The sequence below is a fragment of the Mycolicibacterium boenickei genome, assembly GCF_010731295.1.
GTDB classification, from domain to species: domain Bacteria; phylum Actinomycetota; class Actinomycetes; order Mycobacteriales; family Mycobacteriaceae; genus Mycobacterium; species Mycobacterium boenickei.
This window is the reverse complement of sequence record NZ_AP022579.1, coordinates 5,011,655-5,035,716: the sequence shown is the minus strand read 5'-3', so window position 1 is coordinate 5,035,716 and position 24,062 is coordinate 5,011,655. Positions and strand designations below refer to the sequence as shown.

24 protein-coding genes are annotated in these 24,062 nt (G+C 67.6%); 12 read left to right on the top strand and 12 right to left on the bottom strand.

All coding sequences use genetic code 11. The features are described from left to right. The first annotated feature begins 64 nt into the window (after positions 1-64). Entirely contained in the window at positions 65-1,162 is a 1,098-nt protein-coding gene (locus G6N57_RS24010; RefSeq protein ID WP_097926282.1) for an acyl-CoA dehydrogenase family protein, read from the top strand. Between the two features lie 4 nt (positions 1,163-1,166). Here the strand turns inward: G6N57_RS24010 and G6N57_RS24005 are convergent, their stop codons facing one another. Further along, positions 1,167-1,979: an IclR family transcriptional regulator gene (locus G6N57_RS24005; RefSeq protein ID WP_097926288.1), complete on the bottom strand. Its 813-nt coding sequence runs from the start codon at positions 1,977-1,979 to the stop codon at positions 1,167-1,169. A 210-nt stretch (positions 1,980-2,189) separates the two neighbouring features. Here G6N57_RS24005 and G6N57_RS24000 point away from each other — a divergent pair, with 210 nt between their 5' ends. Next, positions 2,190-3,257, top strand: coding sequence for an acyl-CoA dehydrogenase family protein (locus G6N57_RS24000; RefSeq protein ID WP_162563909.1), 1,068 nt, complete (start codon positions 2,190-2,192; stop codon positions 3,255-3,257). A 62-nt stretch (positions 3,258-3,319) separates the two neighbouring features. Here G6N57_RS24000 and G6N57_RS23995 read toward each other — a convergent pair whose 3' ends face one another. From G6N57_RS23995 to G6N57_RS23985, 3 genes are all read right to left on the bottom strand, one after another. Next, complete coding sequence (locus tag G6N57_RS23995; RefSeq protein ID WP_077739100.1) at positions 3,320-4,111, bottom strand: SDR family NAD(P)-dependent oxidoreductase; 792 nt, start codon at positions 4,109-4,111, stop codon at positions 3,320-3,322. Positions 4,112-4,116: 5 nt separating this feature from the next. Next, on the bottom strand, positions 4,117-4,893 hold the full coding sequence (locus G6N57_RS23990) for a glucose 1-dehydrogenase (RefSeq protein ID WP_077739101.1): 777 nt from the start codon (positions 4,891-4,893) through the stop codon (positions 4,117-4,119). Positions 4,894-5,042: 149 nt separating this feature from the next. Next, a complete protein-coding gene (locus G6N57_RS23985; protein WP_174814509.1) occupies positions 5,043-6,428 on the bottom strand; it encodes a WS/DGAT/MGAT family O-acyltransferase in 1,386 nt (461 codons plus the stop codon). 246 nt (positions 6,429-6,674) lie between these two features. On the opposite strand from G6N57_RS23985, the gene G6N57_RS23980 reads away from it, so the two are divergent. Beyond that, complete coding sequence (locus G6N57_RS23980) at positions 6,675-8,321, top strand: flavin-containing monooxygenase (protein ID WP_077739103.1); 1,647 nt, start codon at positions 6,675-6,677, stop codon at positions 8,319-8,321. Positions 8,322-8,367: 46 nt separating this feature from the next. Here G6N57_RS23980 and G6N57_RS23975 read toward each other — a convergent pair whose 3' ends face one another. Next, a complete protein-coding gene (locus G6N57_RS23975) occupies positions 8,368-9,294 on the bottom strand; it encodes a LipP1 family hormone-sensitive lipase (RefSeq protein ID WP_077739104.1) in 927 nt (308 codons plus the stop codon). A gap of 284 nt (positions 9,295-9,578) precedes the next feature. Here G6N57_RS23975 and G6N57_RS23970 point away from each other — a divergent pair, with 284 nt between their 5' ends. After that, positions 9,579-11,018, top strand: a complete 1,440-nt coding sequence (locus G6N57_RS23970; RefSeq protein ID WP_234815789.1) for a histidine phosphatase family protein — start codon at positions 9,579-9,581, stop codon at positions 11,016-11,018. A gap of 71 nt (positions 11,019-11,089) precedes the next feature. On the opposite strand, the gene G6N57_RS23965 is transcribed toward G6N57_RS23970, so the two are convergent. Both G6N57_RS23965 and ppgK read right to left on the bottom strand, forming a co-directional pair. Continuing rightward, positions 11,090-12,532 carry an RNA polymerase sigma factor gene (locus G6N57_RS23965; protein WP_407665992.1) on the bottom strand — a complete coding sequence of 481 codons (1,443 nt, stop codon included), beginning with the start codon at positions 12,530-12,532 and terminating at the stop codon, positions 11,090-11,092. Between the two features lie 206 nt (positions 12,533-12,738). Further along, entirely contained in the window at positions 12,739-13,560 is an 822-nt protein-coding gene (gene ppgK / locus G6N57_RS23960; RefSeq protein WP_077739105.1) for a polyphosphate--glucose phosphotransferase, read from the bottom strand. Between the two features lie 158 nt (positions 13,561-13,718). On the opposite strand from ppgK, the gene G6N57_RS23955 reads away from it, so the two are divergent. Further along, entirely contained in the window at positions 13,719-14,564 is an 846-nt protein-coding gene (locus tag G6N57_RS23955) for an inositol monophosphatase family protein (RefSeq protein ID WP_077739106.1), read from the top strand. Here the strand turns inward: G6N57_RS23955 and cei are convergent. Then, positions 14,538-15,188: an envelope integrity protein Cei gene (cei, locus tag G6N57_RS23950; RefSeq protein ID WP_036444914.1), complete on the bottom strand. Its 651-nt coding sequence runs from the start codon at positions 15,186-15,188 to the stop codon at positions 14,538-14,540. The two genes, G6N57_RS23955 and cei, sit on opposite strands and share 27 nt — an antisense overlap. Before the next feature lie 165 nt (positions 15,189-15,353). On the opposite strand from cei, the gene G6N57_RS23945 reads away from it, so the two are divergent. Then, a complete protein-coding gene (locus G6N57_RS23945; protein ID WP_019344626.1) occupies positions 15,354-15,656 on the top strand; it encodes a DUF4193 domain-containing protein in 303 nt (100 codons plus the stop codon). Between the two features lie 33 nt (positions 15,657-15,689). Here the strand turns inward: G6N57_RS23945 and G6N57_RS23940 are convergent, their stop codons facing one another. Next, positions 15,690-16,169: a DUF3093 domain-containing protein gene (locus G6N57_RS23940; RefSeq protein ID WP_077739107.1), complete on the bottom strand. Its 480-nt coding sequence runs from the start codon at positions 16,167-16,169 to the stop codon at positions 15,690-15,692. 25 nt (positions 16,170-16,194) lie between these two features. On the opposite strand from G6N57_RS23940, the gene dut reads away from it, so the two are divergent. Continuing rightward, a complete protein-coding gene (gene dut / locus G6N57_RS23935) occupies positions 16,195-16,659 on the top strand; it encodes a dUTP diphosphatase (protein WP_064884473.1) in 465 nt (154 codons plus the stop codon). Next, positions 16,659-17,462, top strand: coding sequence for a DUF3710 domain-containing protein (locus G6N57_RS23930; RefSeq protein WP_163646661.1), 804 nt, complete (start codon positions 16,659-16,661; stop codon positions 17,460-17,462). The genes dut and G6N57_RS23930 overlap by 1 nt, the downstream gene beginning before the upstream one ends. Positions 17,463-17,468: 6 nt before the next feature. Here G6N57_RS23930 and G6N57_RS23925 read toward each other — a convergent pair whose 3' ends face one another. Continuing rightward, positions 17,469-18,188, bottom strand: coding sequence for an alpha/beta fold hydrolase (locus tag G6N57_RS23925; RefSeq protein ID WP_077739108.1), 720 nt, complete (start codon positions 18,186-18,188; stop codon positions 17,469-17,471). Positions 18,189-18,322: 134 nt separating this feature from the next. Between G6N57_RS23925 and G6N57_RS23920 the strand changes: the two genes are divergently transcribed. Together G6N57_RS23920 and G6N57_RS23915 are read left to right on the top strand one after the other, a co-directional pair. Then, positions 18,323-18,694, top strand: a complete 372-nt coding sequence (locus tag G6N57_RS23920) for an OB-fold nucleic acid binding domain-containing protein (RefSeq protein WP_077739109.1) — start codon at positions 18,323-18,325, stop codon at positions 18,692-18,694. Between the two features lie 98 nt (positions 18,695-18,792). Then, complete coding sequence (locus G6N57_RS23915) at positions 18,793-19,386, top strand: DUF3159 domain-containing protein (RefSeq protein ID WP_097926287.1); 594 nt, start codon at positions 18,793-18,795, stop codon at positions 19,384-19,386. A gap of 15 nt (positions 19,387-19,401) precedes the next feature. On the opposite strand, the gene G6N57_RS23910 is transcribed toward G6N57_RS23915, so the two are convergent. After that, complete coding sequence (locus tag G6N57_RS23910) at positions 19,402-20,070, bottom strand: potassium channel family protein (RefSeq protein ID WP_036444899.1); 669 nt, start codon at positions 20,068-20,070, stop codon at positions 19,402-19,404. Continuing rightward, entirely contained in the window at positions 20,070-20,744 is a 675-nt protein-coding gene (locus G6N57_RS23905) for a potassium channel family protein (protein ID WP_097926278.1), read from the bottom strand. The genes G6N57_RS23910 and G6N57_RS23905 overlap by 1 nt, the downstream gene beginning before the upstream one ends. Positions 20,745-20,840: 96 nt before the next feature. Here G6N57_RS23905 and G6N57_RS23900 point away from each other — a divergent pair, with 96 nt between their 5' ends. Both G6N57_RS23900 and G6N57_RS23895 read left to right on the top strand, forming a co-directional pair. Further along, positions 20,841-22,844 carry an APC family permease gene (locus G6N57_RS23900; protein ID WP_197908753.1) on the top strand — a complete coding sequence of 668 codons (2,004 nt, stop codon included), beginning with the start codon at positions 20,841-20,843 and terminating at the stop codon, positions 22,842-22,844. Further along, entirely contained in the window at positions 22,841-24,061 is a 1,221-nt protein-coding gene (locus tag G6N57_RS23895) for a class I SAM-dependent RNA methyltransferase (protein ID WP_097926277.1), read from the top strand. Before G6N57_RS23900 ends, G6N57_RS23895 begins: the two co-directional genes overlap by 4 nt. Position 24,062: the final 1 nt, after the last annotated feature.

The window sequence follows — 24,062 nt, the reverse complement described above, 5'->3', positions numbered from 1 at the left end:
GGGAGGGGTGACGAATGGTATCCACGATGGTGACATACCCGACGGGCAGGATAGGGCGACACTGATGACGCAGAATGTGCGCGCCGCGGTGCGCCAGGCGCTGCCGGCGATCGCCGCGGCCGCTGCCGATGTCGATCACACCGGAGCCGTCGACCCCTCGGTGATCAGCGACCTACACGACGCGGGTTTCTTTGCGATGCTGCAACCCAAGGCGTTCGGCGGGATCGAGGCCGACCCGGCTGAGTACCTGGCCGTCACCCGCGATCTGTCCGCGGCATGTACCTCCACCGGCTGGCTGGCCGGGTGGCTGGGGGTCAACACGTGGCACCTGTCGCTGTTCGACGAACGGGCCCAGCGCGATGTGTGGGGGCGGGATCCACGGACCCTGCTCTGTGAGTCGTATGCACCGACAGGCCGTCTCGAACGGGTCGGGGACGACTTCCGGTTGTCCGGCCGGTGGAGCCGGTGCACGGGAATTCTGCACTCGTCGTGGCTCATGGCCGCCGCGGTGCTCGTCGGCGAGGACGGCGCCGCTCAGGACTTCCTGGTGGCGCTGGTGCCCCGAGCCGACTATGTCGTGGAATCGAGTTGGAACAGCGTGGGATTACGCGGAATCGGCGCTCACGATGTCGTCGTCTCGGGTGCCGTGGTGCCGCGGTACCGCACGTTCGGCTGGGTCAGCGGTGAGCAGCTCGGCAGGCTCGCGCCGCTGTACCGATTGCCGCAGCCGACGATGTACACCCACACCGGTACCGCGCCTCTGCTCGGAGCTGCCGAGAACATCCTTTCGGCATTGCGGCCCCACGCCACGTCGCCGGTCCATCCGGTGGCCATGGCGCGCAGCGATCTTGAGCTGTCGGTCGCCCAGATCGAACGCAACCTCGGCGATCTCATGGACTGCGTACGGGCCGACCTGGCCCCGGACAGCGATCTGGTGCTGCGGTCGCGCCGGGACCAGGTGCTGGCCTCCGAACGCGCTGTCGCCGCGATCCGGACGTTCATCGCACACTCGGACGGCCGCGGCGCCGAGGATCTCCTGGTGGAACGGGTCTGGCGCGACGTGCAGACCGCTCAGACCCACGTCGCCAGCAATGTCGAGCAGGTGCTGGCGCTCGTGGGCCGCCACTCGTTCGGCATGGAGGTCGACGAGATCCTCTGGTAGCCGGTCAGACCCACGCGTCTGAGGTCAGGGTCCGCAACACCCGGGACAACAGGTTGTCGGTGGCCTGCGCGTGCGAAGGGGCCGCCGCCGCGGTATCCCGACCGGCCCCCAGTTGCTGCGAGATGTGCCGGGCCGCCCGGATCACGAACGGGGCGGTGCGTTGCAGGCGGTGCAACGGCACCGCACCCGTGAGCGACAAGCCCGCCACCTCACCGTCGGCCGACCGCAGCGGGGCCGCCACACTGGTCAGCCCGATCGCGAGTTCCTCGTTGTCGTAGGCGAGCCCGTGCCGGGACCGGATCCGGGCCAGCTCCCGGTGCAGGGTTTCCAGATCGCTGATGGTGGACCGGGTGGACCGGGTCAGCCGCGGCCCCAGCACGGCGTCCACCTCTTCGGCGGGAAGCTGGGCCAGCATGGTCTTTCCCAGGGCGCTGGCGTGCGCGGGCGAATGCCCGGCGACGCGGGTGGGCACCACGGCGCTGTTGCGGCCGGCCACCTTGTCGAGGTAGACCACGTCACCGCCGAAGAGCACTCCGAGGTGCACCACGAGCCCGGTATCGGCATGCAGGCGGGACAGGGTCGGCGACGCCACGCTGCGCAACTGCGAATGGTCGACCATCCTGGTCACCGGCAGCGGGGAAGCGGCCAGCGCGTAGCCGTCGGGACGGTGCTGCAAGAGCCCGGCACTGTGCAGTTGTTTGAGGATCCGGTGTACCGAGGACCGGGGCAGGCCGGTGCGGCCCGCTATCTGGTCCAGCCGCAGGTGCTTGCCGGGTTCGTCGAAGACATTGAGGATCAAGGCGACGCGATCCACCATCGACACGGCCGTGTCACGTGGTTCGGCGCGCGGCCGTGATGTTGCGTTGCTGGTGGAAGCCGGCACCTGCGCCCCCTAGGACGTCGAACAGTGGGTCACCCACGATCTCACTCAGCGGGATGGTGCCGCAAGCACTTGAGTGACGTACCTGACCATGGTGGTCAGCACGCGATACGCGCGACAAGGGAGTTTCGGATGCGTGGTGTGGAAATGACCAGGGACGTTCTGGACGGCATCTATGAGAATGCCGATCGGATCAGGGCACTCGGGCCCGTCAACGAGACGCTGGGCCGGCTCGACGGCCGGACGGTCGACGCGCTGCGTGAGTCCGGGGTGATGCACATGCTGCAGCCCGCGGAGTTCGGCGGCATCGAGACCCATCCCGGCGATTTCGCCGAGGCTGTTCTGGAGATCGCCCGGTTGGACGGGTCAGCGGGGTGGGTCGCCGGTTCGGTCGGTGTGCCGCCGTGGGCGTTGGCCTCGGCCGACCGGCGGCTGCGCGACGAGGTCTGGGAGGCCGACTCCGACGTCTGGATCGCCTCGGCGCACACGCCGGCCGGGGTGCTCCTGCCCGTCGACGGCGGTTACCGGCTCTCCGGCGAGTGGCGGTCGGTCGCGGCGATCGACCACTGCGAGTGGGTGGTCGTCGGTGCCCGCGTGGTCGGCACGGGCGACACCGACGGACTCGGCTATTCGCTTGTGCCGCGGTCGGATTTGAGCATCGTCGAGGATTCCTGGGATGCGATCGGGTTGATCGGCACCGGAAGCAAGAGCATCACGATCGATGACGTGTTCATCCCCGGGCATCGACTGCTGAACCACAACAGCATCGTCGACGGCACCGCGGCCGGGCACGCCGGTCTGCGCAATCCGATCTACCACATCCCGCTCAGCACCATTGCGCCGCTGGGCATCACCGCGGCGGTGATCGGCATGGCCGAAGGCGCCCTGGCTCACCATGTCGGGTCAGCAGACGCCGAGGATCCGCTCTCCGAACACGCGGCCGCCGAGATCCGGGCTTCGCGGCTGGCGATGCTCGACACGCTCACGGCGTCCTTCAACCGGGTCCTGGACGGACCGATCGACCCGGGTATGCGGGCACGTGCGCGCCGCGATCAGATCGCCGCGGCCCGCCGGGCGGTACGGGCGATCGATGAGATCGTCTGTCACTCAAGCGTTGACGCGCTGCGCCGGACCAGCCCGGTGCAGCGATGGTGGCGGGACGCCCACGTCGGGCTGGCGACCGTGGTCGGCGAGTCGAGGGCCGTCGCCCCGTAGCCGACGGAAAACGGTGGGCGGCGCTGATTGTCAGCGCCGCCCACCGTTTCCGATATCGGTGATCAGGCGTGGGTTCCGCCGTCGATCCTGATCTCGGTGCCGCTGATGAAGGCACCGTCGTCGGATACCAGCATCGCGATCACGCCCGCGACCGCGGATGGCGCGCCCATTCCCGCCCCGCCGGAGTCCAGGTTGGTCGGCATGATGGGCGACAGCTTGGCGAACAACGACCAGTCGGCGTCGGCGGGAACGAGTCCCGGTGTGGCGTCGGTGATTCCGGACTTGATGCTGCCCGGCGCGACGCTGACGGCCCGCAGGCCCTGCTTGCCGTACTCGAGGGCGAGCGCATGCGTCATCGCCTGGATGCCGCCCTTGCTGGCCGCGTACGCCGCCATGTACGGATGGGCGAACGCCGCCGACGTCGAACTGAAGTTCACGATCGCGCTCTGCGGATTCTCCAGTAGTGCCGGCAGGGTCTCGCGGATCACCAGGAACGTCCCGGTGAGGTTCACCGTGATGATCTGGTTCCACTCCTGCAGACACATCTCGTGCGTGTGCACTGCGCGCAGCATGCCCGCCGCGTTCACCACCGAGTCGAGACCGCCCAGCGTCTCGACCGCGCTGCGCACACCGGCCACCACCGATGCCTCGTCGCCGATGTTCATCGTCAGTGCGGTGAACCGGTCCGCGCTGCCTGCCCCCTGCGCGCTCTGACCGGTGGATTCCAGGCCCTCGGCCGAGATGTCGGCCCCCACCACCGCGGCGCCCTCCGCGAGCAGTCGCAGTGCGGTGGCCTGTCCGATCCCGGATCCCGCGCCGGTCACCAGAATCCGGCGTCCCTCAAGTCGTTTCATGGCAATCACTGTCCCATCACGTATTTCACGGTCGGACCGGTGGTCCAGCCGCCGTCGACGGCGATCTCCGCGCCGGTGACGTAGGTGGAGTCACCGGAGAGCAGGTAACACACCGCGCCGGCGATCTCGTCGGCCTCGCCGACGCGCCCCATCGGGGTGTTGGGGTACTTGCCCTCACCTCGTTCGATGCCGATCTGAGCGGTCATCGGCGTGTAGGTCATGCCGGGATGCACCGAGTTCACCCGGATGCGATCGGTTCCCAGCTCCACCGCGGCGATCTTGCTCAGGCCGCGCACGCCCCACTTGGACGCGCCGTACCCGGCGGTCAGCGCCAGGCCCATCAGACCGGCGGCCGACGAGATGTTGACGATCGAGCCGCCGCCCGCGGCGCGCATCGGGGCGATGGCCGCCTGAAGGCCGTTGAAGACGCCGACCAGGTTGATCTCGAGCACGGTGCGGAAGTGGTCCAGCGGCTCGTGCTCGATGAACTGCCCGGTCGAGATGCCTGCGTTGTTCACCAGGCCGTTCAGCTTGCCGAACTCCGCCAGGGTCAGCTCCACCGCGGATTTCCACTGCGCCGCGTCGGTCACGTCGAGGTGGACGTAGCGGGCGTTGTCACCCAGCTCGGCAGCCAGCGCGGCGCCGTCGTCGTCGAGTACGTCGGAGATCACCACCTTGCCGCCACGCGCGACGATGTGCCGCGCGAACGAGGCGCCGAGGCCGCGGGCACCGCCGGTGACGATCGCTACGACGTCGGACAAGCTATCCGAAACTGCTTGCATCCCAACAACTTCCTTTCACCGTGAGTCGCCGGCGGGGTCAAGTGGCGATCTTGGCCGCAACCGCGCCGGATATGAACACAACGATATTCGCCGCCGTCGCGGGGGCGTGGCGGAAAGTCTCATTCAGCGGGAACGGGGTGGGCGCTCGGTCAGCGGGCGGCGGACATCAGCCGCTCGAGTTCGGCCGTGGCACCCTCGAGCAGCTCCCAGGGGTCCTCGACCAGGTCCGGATCGGTCTGGACGCCGACGTCGACGAAATCGCCGTAGCTGAACACCGTGACGTTGATGCCCATCCCGACGGTCAGCGGGCCGACCGGGACCATATGTTCGATGCGGGCACCGGCCATGTAGAGCTGAACGGGTGGTCCGGGCACGTTGGAGACGATGAGGTTGCTGGCCAGTGGGAGCTTGTCCTCCAGCTTGGCCGCCCGGAATCCCTTGAACAGCAGGTTCAGCAGCAGCGGCGGCGTGAAGTCGGTCAGACCGACACCCTGCTGCGCCTGCAGGTCCTCGGCCAGCGCCTTGGCGCTGTTCATTCCGTTGTGGATCGCCGACAGCCGCTCGACCGGATCCTCCACGTCGGTACACAGGGTCGCGACCATCGCGTGCACGAAATTGCCGGGTTCGTCGTCGCCGGCGTCGCGCGTCGACATCGGCACCGTGGCCAGGATCGAGCTATCCGGCAGCGCATCGCGTTTCGCGAGATAAGTGCGCAGCGCTCCCGAAACGACGCACAGGATCACGTCGTTGACCTTGACGCCGAAGCTGTTCTTGGCGTGCTTGACATCGGACAGCGGCAGCGAGGTGTAGGCGAAGCTGCGGTGCGAACTCAGCGCGCCGTTGAAGCTCGTCTTCGGTGCGCTCATCGGCCGCGGTGGGGGATTGTCACGCCGGAGGTGACCGATCGTGGTCACCGCGGTCCGGACGGTCTGACCGAGATACCGGGCGATCTGCGGCGGGGAGGTGGCGGCCGCGAACGTGCCCTTCGCGAACAGCTCGACAGCGGAATGCCGGGGTTGTTCGCCCTCCTGGGGCAGGTCCACCACGGGCCTGTCGGCGTTCGGGGTGACGTCGCACAGCACCGAGGACAGGCCGGCGCCCGAGACTCCGTCGACCATCGAGTGGTGGGTCTTGGCGATGTAGGCCACGCGCCCGCCTTCCAGGCCTTCGACGAACCAGCTCTCCCAGAGCGGCTGGTTGCGGTCGAGCTGGCGGGCCAGGATCTCCCCGACGAGTTCGGCCAGCTCGCGGGTGCCGCCCGGAGCCGGCAGCGCGGCGCGGTGGACGTGGTAGTCCAGCTTGAACGCCGGGTCGTCGACCCAGACCGGCCGGTCGAGTTGCAGCGGAACCTGTTGGATCCGGCGCCGGAACTGCGGCAGGTACGGCAGCCGCTGGTCCAGGTGATCGCGCAGGTGTTCGTAGTCGAACCCTGGTGCCCCGGAAGGGTCGAGGATCATCAACCCCAACGTGTGTTGGGGCCACTCGGTGCCTTCCATCGACAGGAACATGGCATCCATGCCCGACAACCGCTTCACTGCTGACCCCCCGTTCGCTGACCACCCGGATGTGGATGGCTGAAATATGGAGGTTCAGGGGCTGAATCGGTGCAAAATTCCCGGTCAGCGAGACTTGGATAGTTGCGGAAGGCAATGCGCCGCGCCGGATTGCTATTTTGCTGCCGCCGGATCGGGTCTCGGTACCGGTGAGTGAGACAAGTGCTGTCCGCCTCACACTCCGGTTCGTAACGTGACAAGCCGAATCTCGAAGCGAAAGGCAACACAGTGACAGCCCAGCCAGCTCCGTCAGGTACCGCCGAAAAAACCACCGCCGAGGTGGACGTCGTTGTGGTGGGAGCCGGTTTCGCCGGACTGTACGCATTGCATCGCCTTCGCGGGCAAGGCCTTTCGGTGCGGGTGTTCGAGGCCGCGGCCGGTGTGGGTGGTGTCTGGTACTGGAACCGTTACCCAGGTGCCCGGTGCGACGTCGAAAGTGTCGACTACTCCTACTCGTTCGACCCCGAGCTCGAGCAGGAGTGGAACTGGACCGAGAAGTACGCCACCCAGCCGGAGATCCTGGCCTATCTCAACCACGTGGCCGACCGGTTCGACCTGCGCCGCGACATCTCTTTCGAGACCCGCGTGACCGACATGGTGCTGGACGAGAAAACGCTGCGCTGGGAGGTCCGTACCGATCGCGGCGACGCGGTGTCCGCGCGCTTCTGCATCCTGGCGGTCGGGCCGCTGTCGAACGCCAACATCCCGGCCATCGAAGGCCTCGATTCGTTCGCGGGGGAGATCTACCACACCGCGCACTGGCCGCACGAAGGCGTCGATTTCACCGGCAAGCGGGTCGGCGTGATCGGCACCGGATCCTCTGGCATCCAGGCGATTCCGTGCATCGCCAAAGAGGCCACGCAGCTCTACGTCTTCCAGCGCACCCCCAACTACAGCGTGCCGGCCGGCAACATCCCGCTCGACGACGAGACGCGCGCGGCACAGAAGGCCGGCTATGCCGAGCGGCGCAGGCTCTCGATGCTCAGCGGCGGCGGCTCGCCGCATCAGCCTCACCCCAAGTCCGCCCTCGAGGTCTCCGCCGAGGAGTTGCAGGAGACCTACGAGCGGCGCTGGGAGCTCGGCGGCGTGTTGTTCTCCAAGGCCTTCCCGGACCAGTTGCTCACCATCGAGGCCAACGACACCGCGCGGCTGTTCTGGGAGCAGAAGGTGCGGGCCGTGATCGACGACCCCGCTGTGGCCGACGTGCTGATCCCGAAGGATCATCCGATCGGTGCCAAACGAATCTGCACTGACGACAACTACTTCCAGACCTTCAACCGGGACAACGTCGAGCTGGTGAACCTGCGGGCCACACCGATCGAGCGGATCGACGCCTCGGGTCTGGACACCACCGAGGCGCACTACGATCTCGATGCACTGGTGCTGGCAACCGGATTCGACGCGATGACCGGTTCGGTCCAGAAGCTCAATGTGGTGGGCCGTGACGGCCGGACCCTCAACGAGGCCTGGGCCGAAGGGCCGATCACCTACCTCGGCCTCGGTGTTCCTGGTTTCCCCAACCTGTTCAACATCGCGGGCCCCGGCGCCCCGTCTGTGTTGGCCAACATGGTGCTGCACTCGGAATTGCACCTGAACTGGGTGGCCGACGCGATCGCCCATCTCGACGCCCAGGGCGCTCCGGCGATCGAGGCCCGCGCGGACGCCGCAGCCGAATGGGTGGACGAATGCACCCGACGTGCCGCTGAAACGCTGATGCCACAGGCGAATTCGTGGTATCTCGGCGCGAACATCCCGGGCAAGCCGCGGGTGTTCATGCCGTTCGTCGGCGGGTTCGGGGTGTATGGCGAGATCATCGCCGACGTGGCCGCGGCCGGCTACAAGGGCTTCGACATCCACCAGGACCTGACCGCCTAGCGGTCCCAGCAGGGCCGGCGGCTTTTCGCCGCCGGCCTGGGGGGGATCAGCCGTCGCGGTCCAGTATCGCGCGGATATCGGCGCACACCTGACGCCTGGCGGCGTCGGCCAGGGTCAGCCCCGGCATGGTCATGAACCCGTGGATGGCGCCGGGGTAACACCGGTGCACCACCGGAACACCCTGGGCGGCAAGTGTTTCGGCATAGACCTCGCCTTCGGATTGCAGCGGGTCGAAACCCGCCGTGACGACCACTGCCGGTGGCAGTCCGGACACCTCCGCGTGCAGTGGTGATGCGTGGGGATGGCTGCGGTCGCCGGTGTCCGGGAGGTATTGCTCCCAGTACCAGACCATGGCGGCGCGGGTGTTGTAGAACCCCGTTTCGAAACGGCGGTAGGACTCGGTGTCGAAATCCGCGGCGATGACCGGATACAGCAGTGCCTGACCCGCGATCTCCGGACCACCCCGATCGCGGGCGAGGATCGCGGTGACGGCGGCGAGGTTGCCGCCGGCGCTGTCGCCGGCGACGACGATCTTCGACACGTCACCGCCGAGTTCGTCGGCCCGGCGGGCCACCCAGCACAAGGCGGCATAGACATCGTCGGCGGCTGCCGGCCAGCGTGACTCGGGCGCCAGACGGTAGTCGACGGACACCACCATCGCCCCGACGCCGTTGGACAGCGACCGGCACAGGTCGTCGTGGGTGTCGAGGTCGCAGAACACGAACCCGCCGCCGTGCGCGTACACGACGATCGGCAACGGTCCGGTCAGATCCGTTGCCGGACGGTAGATCCGTACCGGGATGTCGCCGGGAATGACGAGGTCCTCGACCGACCCGATCGGCTGTGGCTGTTGCGGCGGCCGATACCTGGACCGCACGGCAGCCCTGGCCTCGGCTCCGCTCATCGTCTCGACCGCGGGGAAACCGGTGTTCAGTACCGGCAGTAGTGCCGCGATCTCCGGATCGACTTTCATTTCCGCCTCCTGTGCCTCACCACACCACATCGGCGCCACGCCCGGTGCGCATGTTCCGCGCAGCGGGATTCGCGGAATCCGCAGCTATACCACACCACCCAAAATCTTGTACCGCTGAGCGAGACTGCCGCTCCCGGAAGTTCGGTGAGTGCGCACGATCACACGGCCCGGCGCAGTGAGGCGGGCGACACACCGGTCAAATCCGCAGTCGCGCAGTCGCATTCGATCGGGAAAATCCGGGCCGTGGCCACCGCGGGCTCGACAACCTAATAGAGGGAGAGGAAATGGACCGACAGAGCAAGTTCGACAACGGTGCCGTACCCGCTGTGCGTCGCCGTTCGAGAACGACATGGAGAGGTCTCGGCATCGTGCTGACCGCCTTCGGCTTCTTCGTGATGTCCGTGCTGCCCGCGTGGGCCGCAGAGAACATGCGGGTCACTTTCGTGCGGCACGGCCAGTCCGCGGGCAACACGTCGGGGAACATCGACACCTCGACACCCGGTCCGTCGCTCACCCCGCTGGGCCGGGAGCAGGCCCAGGCGGTGGTCGACAAGCTGGGCGACAACAACTACGACGCCATCTACGCATCGCAGATGATCCGTACCCAGCAGACCGCAGAACCGATGTCGGCCTATCTCGGCCTGCCGATCCAGGTGTTGCCCGGCCTGCAGGAGATCGAGGCCGGCGACTACGAGGGCACGCCCGAGAGCGGTGCGTTGGGCGGCTATCTCAAGGCGCCGATCGCGTGGGCGTTCGCCGGTCAGCTCGGGGAGCGCATCCCGGGTTCGATCGACGGCAACGAGTTCGACGCGCGTGTCGAGGGTGCGTTGAAGACCATGTACGACAAGGGCGATCGCAACGTCATCGTGTTCTCCCACGGCGGCACCATCATGTTCTGGACCATGATGAACGCCAAGAACCTCACACTGGCGGAGAAGGGCATGCTGCTGAGCCAGCACGCGCTCGGCAACACCGACTATGTCGTCATCGAGGGCAACCCCGAAGACGGCTGGACGCTGGTGGACTGGAACGGCCAGCGGTTCAGCCCCGAGCCGACCTTCGGGCACGAGGTCGGATTGCAGGTGCGGACACTGACCCGCCAGCTGGAAGCCGCCATGAAGCAGGCCACGGACTCGTTCGCCACGGGTGACCTGATCAAGGTCGCCACCGCGATCAATCGCAGTGTGGCCGATGCGTCCTTGTCGATGGCCAAGTTCAACCGGGCCATCAACGCCGAGGTCATCAAGCGGGTCGGCAAGGTCTTCGACAAGGTGACCAACCCCGAAACCGATCCGGTCTCGGAGCTCACCGACAAGGTGTCCGACACGGTCAAGAGCGTTGCCCCGGACACGACTTCGGCCACGAGCATGCTGAAGCCGTTGAACGCTGTGGTGGCAGACCCGAAGGAAGCGCAGGCAGCAGCCGGGGCCGATCGCGACAGCGCGACCCGGAAGGTGACCTCAGCGGTTCGGGGCGCCGGTGCCACCGACCTGAGGGCCGGCAACATGGTCAAGCCCGGAAAGGCCTTCGCCGACGCCAAGCGCACCGGCGACCAGGTCCGGTCAGCGGTGTCGGATGCCGCCGATCAGCTCAGGTCGACGGTGAAGTCTTCGGTCGGCAGCCTCACCGGTGCCGCCAAGAAGGTGTCCGAGAGTGTCGGCGCGCCAAGCGCTTCGCGTGACACCACCGGGTCCGAGAAGGCATCCGCTGATTCGGACAGCTGAGTAATGCAATGAGAATTGGCCCCCTCCGTCAGGCGGAGGGGGCCAATCTCGTTACAAGCGGTTGTGCGGGACTAGTCCAGGTAGTCGCGCAGCACCTGTGAGCGGCTGGGGTGCCGCAGCTTGCTCATGGTCTTGGACTCGATCTGGCGGATGCGCTCACGGGTCACGCCGTAGACCTGGCCGATCTCGTCCAGTGTGCGCGGCTGGCCGTCGGTCAGGCCGAACCGCAGCCGGACCACGCCGGCCTCACGCTCGGACAGCGTCTCCAGCACCGACTGCAGCTGATCCTGCAGCAGGGTGAAGGACACGGCGTCGACGGCCACGACGGCCTCGGAGTCCTCGATGAAGTCACCGAGCTGGCTGTCACCCTCGTCACCGATGGTCTGGTCCAGCGAGATGGGTTCACGCGCGTACTGCTGGATCTCCAGCACCTTCTCCGGCGTGATGTCCATTTCCTTGGCCAGCTCTTCGGGCGTGGGCTCGCGGCCCAGGTCCTGCAGCAGCTCACGCTGGATGCGGCCGAGCTTGTTGATCACCTCGACCATGTGCACCGGGATACGGATGGTGCGGGCCTGGTCGGCCATGGCACGGGTGATGGCCTGGCGGATCCACCAGGTGGCGTACGTGGAGAACTTGTAGCCCTTGGTGTAGTCGAACTTCTCGACCGCGCGGATCAGGCCGAGGTTGCCTTCCTGGATGAGGTCCAGGAACGCCATGCCGCGGCCGGTGTAGCGCTTGGCCAGCGACACCACCAGACGCAGGTTGGCTTCCAGCAGATGGTTTTTCGCACGATCGCCGTCGCGGCAGATCCACTGGTAGTCGCGTCGCACCTGAGTGGTGAGCTTCTCGCCCTTCTCGGCGAACTCGGCCATCTTCTGGGTGGCGAACAAACCGGCCTCGATGCGCTTGGCGAGCTCGACCTCTTCCTCGGCGTTCAGCAGGGCGACCTTGCCGATCTGCTTCAGGTAGGCGCGCACCGAGTCGGCCGAAGCCGTCAGCTCGGCGTCCTTGCGGGCCTGCCGCAGTGCCTCGGACTCCTCCTCGTCCCACACGAAGTCGCCGGAGGCCTTGTCCTTCTCGGACGGCTCGGGATGCTCCTCGTCGGCCTTGGCCGCCTTGCCCGCAGCAGGCGTGGCCGCCTTGGCGTCCTTGCCTTCCTCGGCCTCGTCCTCGTCCTCGTCGTCGCCGGACTCCTCGACCTCGTCGTCCGTGTCGAGGTCGTCGTCGAGCTCGAGGTCGGTGTCCTCGACGTCGAGCTCGTCGCCGGGACCGGCTTCCAGGTCGTCGGTGGTCTCGAGATCGTCGTTGACGTCTTCGGGCTTGCTCGCCGCGGCCTTGGTGGCCTTCTTGGCGGGCGCCTTCTTGGCGGGAGCGCGCTTGGTGGCGGTGCCGCCCTCAGCCTTGGCCGCGGTGCTCTTGGCTGCCCGCTTGGCCGGGGCCTTCTTGGCGGGAGTCTTGGTAGCGGTGCGCTTCACCGGCTCGTCGGTCGCCGGGCTTGCCTTTGTCGCTGCCACGTACACCCTTTCGGTCTCACGAAATTTCTCGGCGGGCATGGGCATACTCCACCGAAAGCGTCTGCTATCGAATGTTGGCGTTCTTATCGGCTGGGATATTCACCGCTATTCGGTAGGCGGCCGCCGAGGACCATTGTAACGACAGTGTGGGTGTTCACCGTGCCGAGCGGCAAATTTCGGCACGTGAGGTGGCCGAAGCGGCAAAGTTACCCGGCGGTAGCCTGCGTGCCGGCGGGGCCCGGGCCCTGACTGGCCATGGCTGCGCCCACGATGCCCGCGGTGTTGAGCAAAGCCGCCGGGACGATCGGGGTGCGGATCTCCAGCAGTGGCAGCCACTTGTCGGACTTGCGGCTGATGCCGCCGCCGGCGATGAACAGGTCGGGCCAGATCGCGTTCTCGATCGTCACCAGAACCTTGTTCACCTCCTCGCTCCACCGGGCGTAGCTCCAGTCCTTGCGTTCTTTCACCGAGGAGGCGGCGCGGTGTTCGGCCTCCTTGCCGTCCACTTCGAGGTGGCCAAATTCGGTGTTGGGCAACAAGACACCGTTGTGGATCACTGCGGAGCCGATACCGGTGCCGAAGGTCAGCAGCACCACCACGCCGGAGTTGTCCTTGCCCGCCCCGTAGCGTTCCTCGGCCAGGCCTGCCGCGTCGGCGTCGTTGAGCACCCGCACCGGCTGTCCGCCGAGCGCGGCGCTGATCACCTCCGAGGCGTTCACGCCGATCCAGCCCTTGTCGACGTTGGCCGCGGTGCGCACGATGCCGTCGGTGACGACGCCCGGGTAGGTGACGCCCACGTTGCCCGTCCAGCCGAACTCGGCCACCACCGCAGCCACCGTTTTCGCCACCGATTCCGGAGTTGACGGCTGCGGCGTGTCGAGCTTGAACCGCTCGCCGATGAGCTGCCCGGTGTCGAGGTCGACGATGCCGCCCTTGATCCCGCTGCCGCCGACGTCGACGCCGAATCCGCGGCGTTGGGCTTCGACGGCGGGAACCGGATCTGCCGCGGGCGCATCGGGTGCGGTCATGGGTGCTCCTTTGTGGGACAGGCCGTGAGCAGGCTGTCGGACAGGGTGAGGGACAAACCAAGGCGCGTCCCCACCCTAGTCGTTGAACATCGCACCCGCCGGTGGTCCGCGATCCACCGCGCAGCGACTTTTCGGGCCGAAGATGTTGCGATAGGGCGGTGACCGACAACAGTTTCGATGCTCCCGCCCTACGGATCGTGGCCGAGCAGCTGGCCACCGAAGCCGCCGAGTTCGTCATGCGCCGGCGCGCCGAGGTGTTCAGCTCCGACGGCGCGGCGGTGCGTGACGACGGGCGGACTGTCAGAGCCAAGAGCACCCCGACCGACCCCGTCACGATCGTCGACACCGAGACCGAGCGATGGTTGCGGGAGCGGCTGGCGGTATTGCGGCCGGGTGAGGCGATCCTGGGGGAGGAGGAGGGCGGCCGGCGGGACGGCCGACGGGGACTGAGTTGGGTGCTCGACCCGATCGACGGCACGGTCAACTTCGTCTACGGGATCCCGGCCTACGCCGTGTCGGTGGCCGCGCAGTACGACGGGCGATCGGTGGCAGGCGCCGTGGCGAATGTGCCTGCCGGTGAGGTGTACTCGGCGGCCCTGGGTCATGGTGCCGAGGTGGTGCGGGACGGGGTCCGCAGCGCGCTGCGCTGCAGCGGTGTCGACGATCTGTCGATGGCACTGCTGGGTACCGGCTTCGCCTACGACCCCGGCCGGCGGGTGCGACAGGCCGCAGTGCTGGCCCAGGTGCTGCCCGCGGTGCGCGACATTCGTCGCATCGGCTCGTGTGCGCTGGATTTGTGCATGGTCGCCGCGGGCCGGTTGGACGCCTACTACGAAGAGGGCGTCCAGGTCTGGGACTGGGCCGCCGCGGCGCTGATCGCCGCCGAGGCCGGAGCGACGGTGTGGTTGCCCACCGCCGCCGATGCCGAGTACGTGGCCGCGTCGGCGCCGGGCGTGGCCGATGCCCTACACGCGGCGCTAGCAGGTGCCGGTATGGATCTTTGACAGCAGCGCGGAATCGGACGGGGCGGTGGCGTCGGGCCGCAGGCTCGCGAGTACGGCCTTGATGTCATCGTTGCTGGCGAGCTCGTTGAACTCGGTGCCCAGCGCCAGATCGACTGTGGCGTCCGGCCTTTCGTCCTGGAACAGCTCCGTGCACGGGGCCACCAGCCACACGGCCGCGGCGGCGGTGCGGCCGGACGGGCCGAACCGGATCTGGCCCTGGCACTCCAGTCGGGTGGTGGAGTAGATCGGGTCGTTCGCCGCCTCGGGCTGGGCAAAGCCCAGATCGCGCAGCGCGCCTGCCACCTCGCCGGCCTGGCCGCCCTGTCCGCTGGCGTTGAGTACCCGGATCCTGGTCTCGGCCAGCGGTGCCGGTGTGACTTCGGTCATGGCCGAGTTGGCCACCTGTTCGCCGAGCTTGGGGGCTGCCGGATCGGTGGCGGGCGGCGGGTTGTTGCACACCGTGGCCTCGTGCACATCGCTGGGCTGATTGAGCGCGATGATCCAGACGATCATCGTCACCACGGCGAGTGCGACGAAGAGGACTATGCCCGGAACGAAACTGCGCCGACGGAACGGTCGACCGTGTCGGTCGAAGGCGGTGCCATCGGTGATTTGCGCGACCACATGTGCACTCTAAGGGCAAACGTGTTCGCTGACGCACCAGTGCTCAGACGGTAGTGTGATGTAAATCACACTGAAACGTGTGGCAATACGGGCACGAATCATTTGGGGAATGCGTTCGACGCTGGTACAAAGCTCTGCTGCAAGGTAAGGGAGGGGACACAGACGATGGCAACCGACTACGACGCTCCACGACGTTCCGAGGCAGACGAGGTTTCTGAGGATTCGCTCGAGGAGCTCAAGGCGCGACGCAACGAGGCGCAGTCCGCCGTGGTGGATGTCGATGAATCAGAATCGGCCGAGTCGTTCGAGCTGCCGGGCGCAGACCTGTCCGGCGAGGAACTGTCGGTGCGGGTGGTCCCGAAGCAGGCCGACGAGTTCACCTGCTCCAGCTGCTTCCTGGTGCATCACCGGAGCCGGCTGGCAAGCGAGAAGAACGGCGTGATGATCTGCACGGACTGCGCCGCCTGACGGCGGCTCGGTCACAGGAGCTGTATTCGCGGCTCAGCCGCGGATCGCAGCAAGGACGCGATCCGGATGACGCGAACTGATGAGCCAGTACGGGGTGGGGTCATCCGGATCGTCGAGCACTACCAGGACCATCGGGCCTACCCAGGCCCGATGGACGACGAAGGCGGCGGGATCGAGCTGACGGCCCAGCGCGGCCGACTTGGCTGACCGCGGCACCTCTGCGGTCCGGGAGATGACGCTCGTCGGCAGGTGTGCGTCGCCGACCCACAGCTCGGTGTCGCCGGCGCTGTCGCGCACCACTTTCAATTCCGTCTTGCTGAACCACATCAGCACGGCCCCCGCCACGCCGAAGAGCAGCACGTACGGCAACCACACCGGAATGGCCGGAGCGGCCAGGCCGATCTCGAACGCGATCACTCCTGCCAGCACCGCAGCCGGCAGTGACCACCACCAAGGCACCCACAAACGTTCGCGGTACTGAACGCTTTGGGTGGTTGCGCGCGTGTCTGACACGCGGCTCAGAGTAATCTGTGACGTCGTGTCCACCTCTCTGGCGGTCGTCCGATTGGACCGCGAACTACCGATGCCCAGCCGGGCGCACGATGGGGACGCGGGCGTAGACCTCTACAGCGCGCGCGATGTCGAACTGGCCCCCGGGCAACGCGAGCTCGTGCCGACCGGCGTCGCTGTCGCCATTCCGCACGGAATGGTGGGGCTGATCCACCCGCGCTCGGGTCTGGCTGCCCGCGTGGGACTTTCGATCGTCAACAGCCCGGGCACGGTAGACGCCGGTTATCGCGGCGAGATCAAGGTTTCGCTGATCAACCTCGATCCCGACACGCCGATCGTGATCAATCGCGGTGACCGGATTGCCCAGCTGTTGGTACAGCGGGTAGAACTGCCCGAGTTGGTCGAGGTGACCTCGTTCGACGAGGCGGGCCTGGCTGACACCTCCCGTGGCGACGGCGGCCACGGTTCCTCCGGCGGACATGCGAGTTTGTGATGGCATTCGGAAAGCGCAAGAGCAACGATTCGGCTGACGACTCGGCTCGTCAGAACGATGACGAGCAGGTTGTCGACCAACCGGTCCCGGCTGACGAGGCCGACGACTTCGACGAGGGTTCCGACGACGGGCCGTTCGACATCGAGGACTTCGACGATCCCGAGGTGGCCGCGCAGGGCAGGCTCGACCTCGGCTCGGTACTGATCCCGATGCCCGACGGCGGGCAGGTCCAGGTCGAGCTCAACGAGGCAGGCGCGCCCAGCGCGGTGTGGGTGGTGACCCCGAACGGGCGGTTCACCATCGCCGCCTACGCCGCACCCAAGAGCGCAGGCCTGTGGCGCGAGGTGGCCGGCGAACTCGCCGAATCATTGCGCAAGGACGCCAGCTCGGTGAACATCCAGGACGGCCCGTGGGGCCGCGAGGTGGTCGGCGCGGGCAACGGCGGCGTGGTCCGCTTCATCGGTGTCGACGGCTACCGCTGGATGGTGCGCTGCGTGGTCAACGGTGCTCCCGAGACCATCGATGCGCTGGCCGACGAGGCGCGGGCATCATTGGCTGACAGCGTGATTCGTCGCGGTGACACGCCGATGCCGGTGCGCACGCCACTGCAGGTGCAGCTGCCCGAACCGATGGCCGCCCAACTGCGCGCCGCGGCGCAGCAGGCCGCGATGCAGCAGGCCGCCCAGCAGATCGCCGCCGCGGCGCAGACGCCGCCGCAGGATCAGCCGCCGGCCGAGCCGGTGGCGCGCCGCAGCGTGCAGGGCTCGGCGATGCAGCAGCTGCGCACCATCACCGGCGGGTAGTACCCCTCAACCCGCCACCGTGTCGCTGGCAGCCTCCTGCAGCGCCGCCAGACACGCCGCGCCCAGCACGCCGGTGTCGACACCCATCTGTTCCAGCGTCACCGACCGCAATGCCGCCTGCGGGGCCGCGGCCACCCACTCGTACCCGACTTCGGCCGGGTGCACGGGGTCGTCGGTGGCCACCGCGACACCCATGGGCACCGCGAGCCGTTCGAGTTCGGCGCTGCCGGGCGCGCGGTAACCCGCGGCTTCCTCCATGGCATCGGGCAGGGTCGGCCACTGGCCCACCCAGGAGCGGGCCAGTTCGTCGGCCAGCCACGGCGGGCTGGAGGCGCGCATCTGCGCGACCGTGGCCGCCAGTCCGTCCCGGCGCAACAGCTCCGCGGACTGCCGTGCCAACAGTGCGGCGGGGGCGTGCTGGGAGGAACCCGTCCAGGGCGGCAGAGCGGCCAGTACGGCAACGGTCCGGCCGGGGTGGTCCAGCGCCCACTGCACCGCCACGACGGCGCCGATCGACACCCCACCGACCGCGATCGGTCCCGACCTGGCCGCGTCGTCGAGCGCATGCAGGTAGCCCTCGACGAGCCGGTCCGGAGTCGGCGGCGGGGTCACCACCAGCGCGTCGGCGGCGTGCAGCGCACCCGAAAACGCCCGGTAGACGTAGTTGTCGTCGGACCCGGTACCGGGCAGCAAAACGGTTGGGACACCGCGCAGGATGACGCTCATCACATGATCGTGCCTGCCCCGTCAAATCGTCGGCGTGCCGACCCGCACCCCACGTGGCATTCCCCGTGCAAGAGGTCTACCGTGGCCTTGGTTGGGCGGATTCACAGTGGATCCGCAGAAGGTCAGGAGAGGCCATGGCTACGGCCGAAGGGTATCTGCGCCGGCTTACGCGACGCCTGACGGAAGACCCCGAACAGCTTGATGTCGAAGAGCTCAGCGACGAGGCCGTCAATACCGGCGCGCTCAAGGCGATCGACGCCCAGCGCGGCCAGGAAGTGACGATGGTCGGCACTCTGCGCAGCGTCGAATGTAACGGCAAGGGGTGTTCCGGCGGCATCAAAGCCGAGCTGTTCGACGGCACCGACACCGTCTTGTTGGTGTGGCTCGGGCAGCGCCGCATTCCCGGTATCGAGTCGGGCTGCACCCTGCGGGTGCACGGCCGGGTCGGCAAGCTGGAGAACGGCGCCAAGGCGATTTACAACCCCCGCTACGAAATCCAGAAGTGAGCCAGGCCGAACAGAACGCAGGCGACACACCTCACCCCACTGAGAGTGATCCGGCGCCGCCCCCTGCCCATGGCGGTGGCCGTGCCGTGCTCGAGCAGATGGGCGGCATCAGCGGGCTGATCTATTCGTCGCTGCCAGTGGTGGTGTTCGTCCCGGTTTCCACCGCGTTCGGGCTGATGCCCGCGATCGCCGCCGCACTCGGTGTGGCGACACTCATCTTGATCTGGCGGTTGATCCGCCGCGAATCCGTTCAGCCCGCGGTGTCGGGATTCTTCGCCGTCGGTGTCAGCGCCTTGATCGCATACCTGGTGGGGGAGTCGAAAGGCTATTTCCTGCTTGGCATCTGGAGCTCGCTGGTGTACGCCGTCCTGTTCGGGGTCTCGGTCGTGATCCGTCGCCCGGTCGTCGGTTACATCTGGGGCTGGGTGAACACGCACGATCGCGCCTGGCGCGACGTCCGTAAGGCGGTGCTGGCGTTCGACGTCGCCACGCTCACCTGGGTGGCGGTTTTCGCGTCGCGGTTCCTGGTGCAGCAGTACCTGTACGACTCCGACGAGACAGGCTGGCTGGGCTTCGCGCGGATCGCGATGGGCTGGCCGCTGACCGCGGTCGCGGCGTTGGTGACCTATCTGGCCATCCGGGCCGCACAGCGTGCCGTACACGCCGAGGACGGCGCACACAGCGCCGACTGAGCGCGATACGCCCGGCTAGCGCGGGGCCGGGTGCAGCAGCAGCTCCCGCAGTTCGTCCTCGGACTCGGTGACGGCCACGAACAACAGCTCGTCGCCACCCTCGAGCGGCTCATCGGATTCGGGCACGATCACCCTGGACCCGCGCAGGATCGTCACCAGCGCGGTGTCCCGGGGCAGCTCGAGACGCTTGACGGGACGCCCGCCCCACGGGGTGTCGTCGGGCAGCGTGATCTCGACCAGGTTGGCCTGTCCCTTGCGGAACTCCATCAAGCGCACCAGGTCGCCGACGGCCACCGCCTCTTCGACCAGTGAGGCGAGCATGCGCGGTGTCGACACCGCCACGTCCACACCCCAGTTCTCGTCGAACAGCCACTCGTTGCGGGGGTCGTTGACGCGGGCCACCACCCTGGGCACCGCGAACTCTGTCTTGGCCAGCAGGCTGACCACGACATTGACCTTGTCGTCACCGGTCGCCGCGATCACCACGTCGAATTCTTCGAGCTTGACCGACTCCAGCATGGTGATCTCACAGGCGTCACCCAGCCGCCAGTGCGCGGCCGGGATGGCGTCGACGTCAATATGGTCGGGATTGCGCTCCAGCAGGGTCACGTCGTGATTGCTGTCGAGCAACTCGCGGGCGATGGAGCGGCCGACGGCGCCGGCCCCGGCGATGGCAACCTTCATCAGTGCGACTCCAAGTCCTCGCTCGGCGGCAGCGCCGCGATGGCCAGCGCCTCGGCGATGTGCCCGGACACCGCGGCCACGTACACCTGATCGCCGGCCTGGATCACGGTCTTCGGTTCGGGCAGGTAACCGTTGCCGAACCGGATCATGAAGGCCACCCGGCCGCCGGTTGCCGCTTCCAGGTCGGTGACCAGGTGCCCGGCCCAATCCTGGTGCAGCGGAAGTTCGGCCACGCCCACATTTCCCGACGGGTCCCGCCACTTGGTGGTCTCGGTCTCCCGGGTCAGCACGTTGAGCAGGCGGTCGGTGGTCCACGGCACCGTGGCCACGGTGGGGATACCGAGGCGCTCGTAGACCGCGGCGCGCTTGGCGTCGTAGATGCGTGCCACCACGCGTTCGACACCGAACGTTTCACGGGCCACCCGTGCCGAGATGATGTTGGAGTTGTCGCCCGAGGACACCGCGGCGAATGCGCCGGCCTCCTCGATTCCGGCGCGCAGCAGCACGTCGCGGTCGAAGCCCATCCCGAGGACGCGTTCGCCGGCGAATTCCGGCGACAGCCGGTGGAACGCGGTGCTGTCGCGGTCGATGACCGCCACTTCGTGGCCGATCCGGGCCAGGCTGTCTGCGAGGGAGGCGCCCACTCGGCCGCACCCCATGACGACTACACGCACCCGACGGTCCTTTCCGGTGGCAGAAACGCGCTGTTGCGCTGTCCGTGCCATCGAACGCTACAGCTTTGTGACGACTTTTCGTGTTCGGGCTTAGTCTTGGCACTCGTGTCCAAGCTTTCGACGGCGACGCGCCGGTTGGTACTGGGGCGGCCGTTCCGCAGCGACAAGCTCTCTCACACCCTGCTGCCCAAACGGATAGCCCTGCCGGTGTTCGCCTCCGACGCCTTGTCGTCGGTGGCCTACGCACCGGAGGAAATCTTTCTGGTGCTATCGGTAGCCGGGCTGACTGCCTACTCGCTGACGCCGTGGATCGGCCTGGCAGTGGCCGGCGTGATGCTCATCGTGATCGCGAGCTACCGGCAGAATGTGCATGCCTATCCGTCCGGCGGCGGCGATTACGAGGTCGTCACCACGAACCTCGGGCCCACCGCGGGGCTCACGGTCGCCAGCGCGCTGATGGTGGATTATGTGCTGACAGTTGCGGTGTCGATGTCGTCTGCCATGTCGAACATCGGCTCGGCGGTGCCGTTCGTCGCACAGCACAAGGTGCTTTTCGCGGTGGTGGCGATCCTGCTGCTGGCTTCGATGAACCTGCGCGGGTTGCGGGAATCGGGCACCGCATTCGCGATTCCCACCTACGCCTTCATGGTCGGCATGTACGTCATGCTGGGCTGGGGTCTGTTCCAGATCTACGTTCTGGGTCACCCGCTGCGCGCCGAATCCGCCGGTTTCGAGATGCACCCCGAACACGGCGAGGTGCTCGGCTTCGCTCTGGTGTTCCTGGTGGCGCGGGCGTTCTCCTCGGGTTCGGCAGCGCTGACCGGTGTCGAGGCGATCAGCAACGGCGTACCGGCGTTCCGGAAACCAAAGTCGCGCAACGCGGCGACCACCTTGCTGCTGCTCGGGGTGATCTCGGTCACGCTGTTCATGGGGATCATCCTGCTGTCCAAGGCGACGGGGGTGCAGATCGCCGAACGGCCGCAGGAGCAGTTGATCGGTGCGCCGCCCGACTACCACCAGAAGACATTGATCGCGCAGCTCGCCGACGCGGTGTTCCACAACTTCCCGGTCGGTCTGTATCTGATCGCCGGCGTGACCGCGCTGATCCTGGTGCTGGCGGCCAACACCGCCTTCAACGGATTTCCGGTGCTCGGGTCGATCCTGGCCCAGGACCGGTTCCTGCCGCGGCAGCTGCACACCCGCGGGGACCGGTTGGCGTTCTCCAACGGCATCCTGTTTCTCGCGTTCGCCGCGATCGCCTTCGTGGTGGCGTTCCGCGCCGAGGTGACGGCGCTGATCCAGCTTTACATCGTGGGCGTGTTCGTGTCGTTCACGCTGAGTCAGATCGGCATGGTCCGGCACTGGACGCGGTTGTTGCGCACCGAAACCGACCCGGCGGTGCGGCGGCACATGATGCGGTCACGGATCATCAACGCGGTCGGTCTGACCGCCACCGGCACGGTCCTGGTGGTCGTGGTGGTGACCAAGTTCGTGGCCGGCGCCTGGATCGCCATCCTGGCGATGGGTGCGCTGTTCGTGATCATGAAGCTCATCCACAAGCACTACGACACCGTGGCCCGCGAACTCGAGAAGGAGGACGAGGACGCGGGCGACCTGGTGTTGCCGAGCCGCAACCACGCTGTGGTCCTGGTGTCCAAGCTGCACCTGCCGACCAAACGGGCGCTGGCTTATGCCCGGGCCACCCGGCCGGACGTGCTGGAGGCGATCACGGTCAGCGTCGACGACGCCGAGACCCGTGCGCTGGTACATCAGTGGGAGGACAGCGACATCAGCGTGCCACTGAAGGTGATCGCCTCGCCGTACCGCGAAATCACGCGCCCGGTACTGGATTACGTCAAACGTGTGACCAAGGAATCGCCGCGGACGGTGGTGACGGTGTTCATCCCGGAGTACGTGGTGGGCCATTGGTGGGAACAGGTCCTGCACAACCAGAGTGCGCTGCGGCTCAAGGGCCGGTTGCTGTTCATGCCCAATGTGATGGTGACATCAGTTCCGTGGCAATTGAATTCGTCGGAGCGGTTGAAGGCGCTGCAGCCGCGGGCCACCCCGGGTGACGCGCGCAGGGGATTCCTGGAATGACGGAACTGACGCTGACCACCGGGCCGGCCGCCAACGGTGGCAGTTGCGTGGCCCGTCATGACGGGCGCGTGGTGTTCGTCCGGTATGCCCTGCCCGGCGAGACCGTGCGGGTCAACGTGTTCGACGAACGCGGATCGTATTGGCACGCCGAGGTTGTCGAGGTGATCGAGGCTTCGCCGGACCGGGTGGCCTCGCTGTGCTCGATCGCCGGCGTGGACGGTGCCGGATGCTGCGATCTGGCGTTCGCCGAGCCGGCCGCGGCGCGGCGGCTCAAGGGTTCGGTGGTGGCCAACCAGCTGTCCCGGCTGGGCGGATTCACCTGGCGTGACGAGGAGACCGCGGTCGCCGAACCGGTCGGTTCCGGCGACGTCCTCGGCTGGCGGACCCGCGTGCGGCTCGACACCACTGCCGAGGGCCGGGCCGGACTGCACCGCTACCACAGCGCCGAGCTGGTCACCGACCTCGGTTGCGGACAGCTGCCCGCCGAGCTGACCGACGGGCTGGCCGAGATGCGTTGGACACCGGGCGCGCACGTGCATGCGGTGCTGGATTCCGACGGTCGCAGGCACGTCGTGCAATCGGGTCCGAAGGCGCCCGCCCGCAAGGGTGGCCGGGCATCCGGCCCGAAGAACACCACACGCGTCATCGAGGGTGATTACGAGGCGGTGCAGCGCGTCGGGGGACGGCAGTGGATGCTGCCGGTGACCGCGTTCTGGCAGGCCCACCGTGACGCTGCCGCCCTCTACAGCGGGCTGGTGGCCGACTGGTCCGGGCTGCGGCCGGGCATGACGGCGTGGGACCTGTACGGCGGTGCCGGGGTGTTCGCCGCGGCGCTGGCCGAGCAGGTCGGCCCCGACGGCCGCGTGCTGACCGTCGACACCTCGCGCGGGGCGTCCCGCGCGGCGCGGAGCGCGCTGGCCGACCTGCCCTGGGTCTCGGTGGTCACCGACTCGGTGCGACGTGCCCTGTCCGCCGAATCGGGGCGCCCAGATGTCGCGGTTCTCGACCCGCCGCGCACCGGTGCCGGTCGCGAGGTGATCGACGCGCTGGCCGCCACCGAGGTGCCGCGGATCATCCATATCGGTTGTGAGGCAGCGTCGTTCGCCCGTGACATCGGGCTGTATCTGCGGCACGGCTATGCCGTGGAGGATCTGCGGGTGTTCGATTCCTTCCCGCTCACCCACCATGTGGAGTGCGTGGCGGTGCTGACCCGCTGAC

Bases quoted from the DNA above. Each gene is read 5' to 3' on its own strand.
- G6N57_RS24010 (WP_097926282.1), top strand. From the start codon at position 65: ATGACGCAGAATGTGCGCGCCGCGGTGCGCCAGGCGCTGCCGGCGATC.
- G6N57_RS23990 (WP_077739101.1), bottom strand. From the start codon at position 4,893: ATGCAAGCAGTTTCGGATAGCTTGTCCGACGTCGTAGCGATCGTCACC.
- G6N57_RS23910 (WP_036444899.1), bottom strand. From the start codon at position 20,070: ATGAAGGTTGCCATCGCCGGGGCCGGCGCCGTCGGCCGCTCCATCGCC.
- G6N57_RS23975 (WP_077739104.1), bottom strand. From the start codon at position 9,294: ATGAAAGTCGATCCGGAGATCGCGGCACTACTGCCGGTACTGAACACC.
- G6N57_RS23920 (WP_077739109.1), top strand. From the start codon at position 18,323: ATGGCTACGGCCGAAGGGTATCTGCGCCGGCTTACGCGACGCCTGACG.
- G6N57_RS24005 (WP_097926288.1), bottom strand. From the start codon at position 1,979: ATGGTGGATCGCGTCGCCTTGATCCTCAATGTCTTCGACGAACCCGGC.
- G6N57_RS23915 (WP_097926287.1), top strand. From the start codon at position 18,793: ATGGGCGGCATCAGCGGGCTGATCTATTCGTCGCTGCCAGTGGTGGTG.
- G6N57_RS24000 (WP_162563909.1), top strand. From the start codon at position 2,190: ATGACCAGGGACGTTCTGGACGGCATCTATGAGAATGCCGATCGGATC.
- ppgK (WP_077739105.1), bottom strand. From the start codon at position 13,560: ATGACCGCACCCGATGCGCCCGCGGCAGATCCGGTTCCCGCCGTCGAA.
- G6N57_RS23995 (WP_077739100.1), bottom strand. From the start codon at position 4,111: ATGAAACGACTTGAGGGACGCCGGATTCTGGTGACCGGCGCGGGATCC.
- G6N57_RS23895 (WP_097926277.1), top strand. From the start codon at position 22,841: ATGACGGAACTGACGCTGACCACCGGGCCGGCCGCCAACGGTGGCAGT.
- G6N57_RS23925 (WP_077739108.1), bottom strand. From the start codon at position 18,188: ATGAGCGTCATCCTGCGCGGTGTCCCAACCGTTTTGCTGCCCGGTACC.
- G6N57_RS23945 (WP_019344626.1), top strand. From the start codon at position 15,354: ATGGCAACCGACTACGACGCTCCACGACGTTCCGAGGCAGACGAGGTT.
- G6N57_RS23930 (WP_163646661.1), top strand. From the start codon at position 16,659: ATGGCATTCGGAAAGCGCAAGAGCAACGATTCGGCTGACGACTCGGCT.
- G6N57_RS23970 (WP_234815789.1), top strand. From the start codon at position 9,579: ATGGACCGACAGAGCAAGTTCGACAACGGTGCCGTACCCGCTGTGCGT.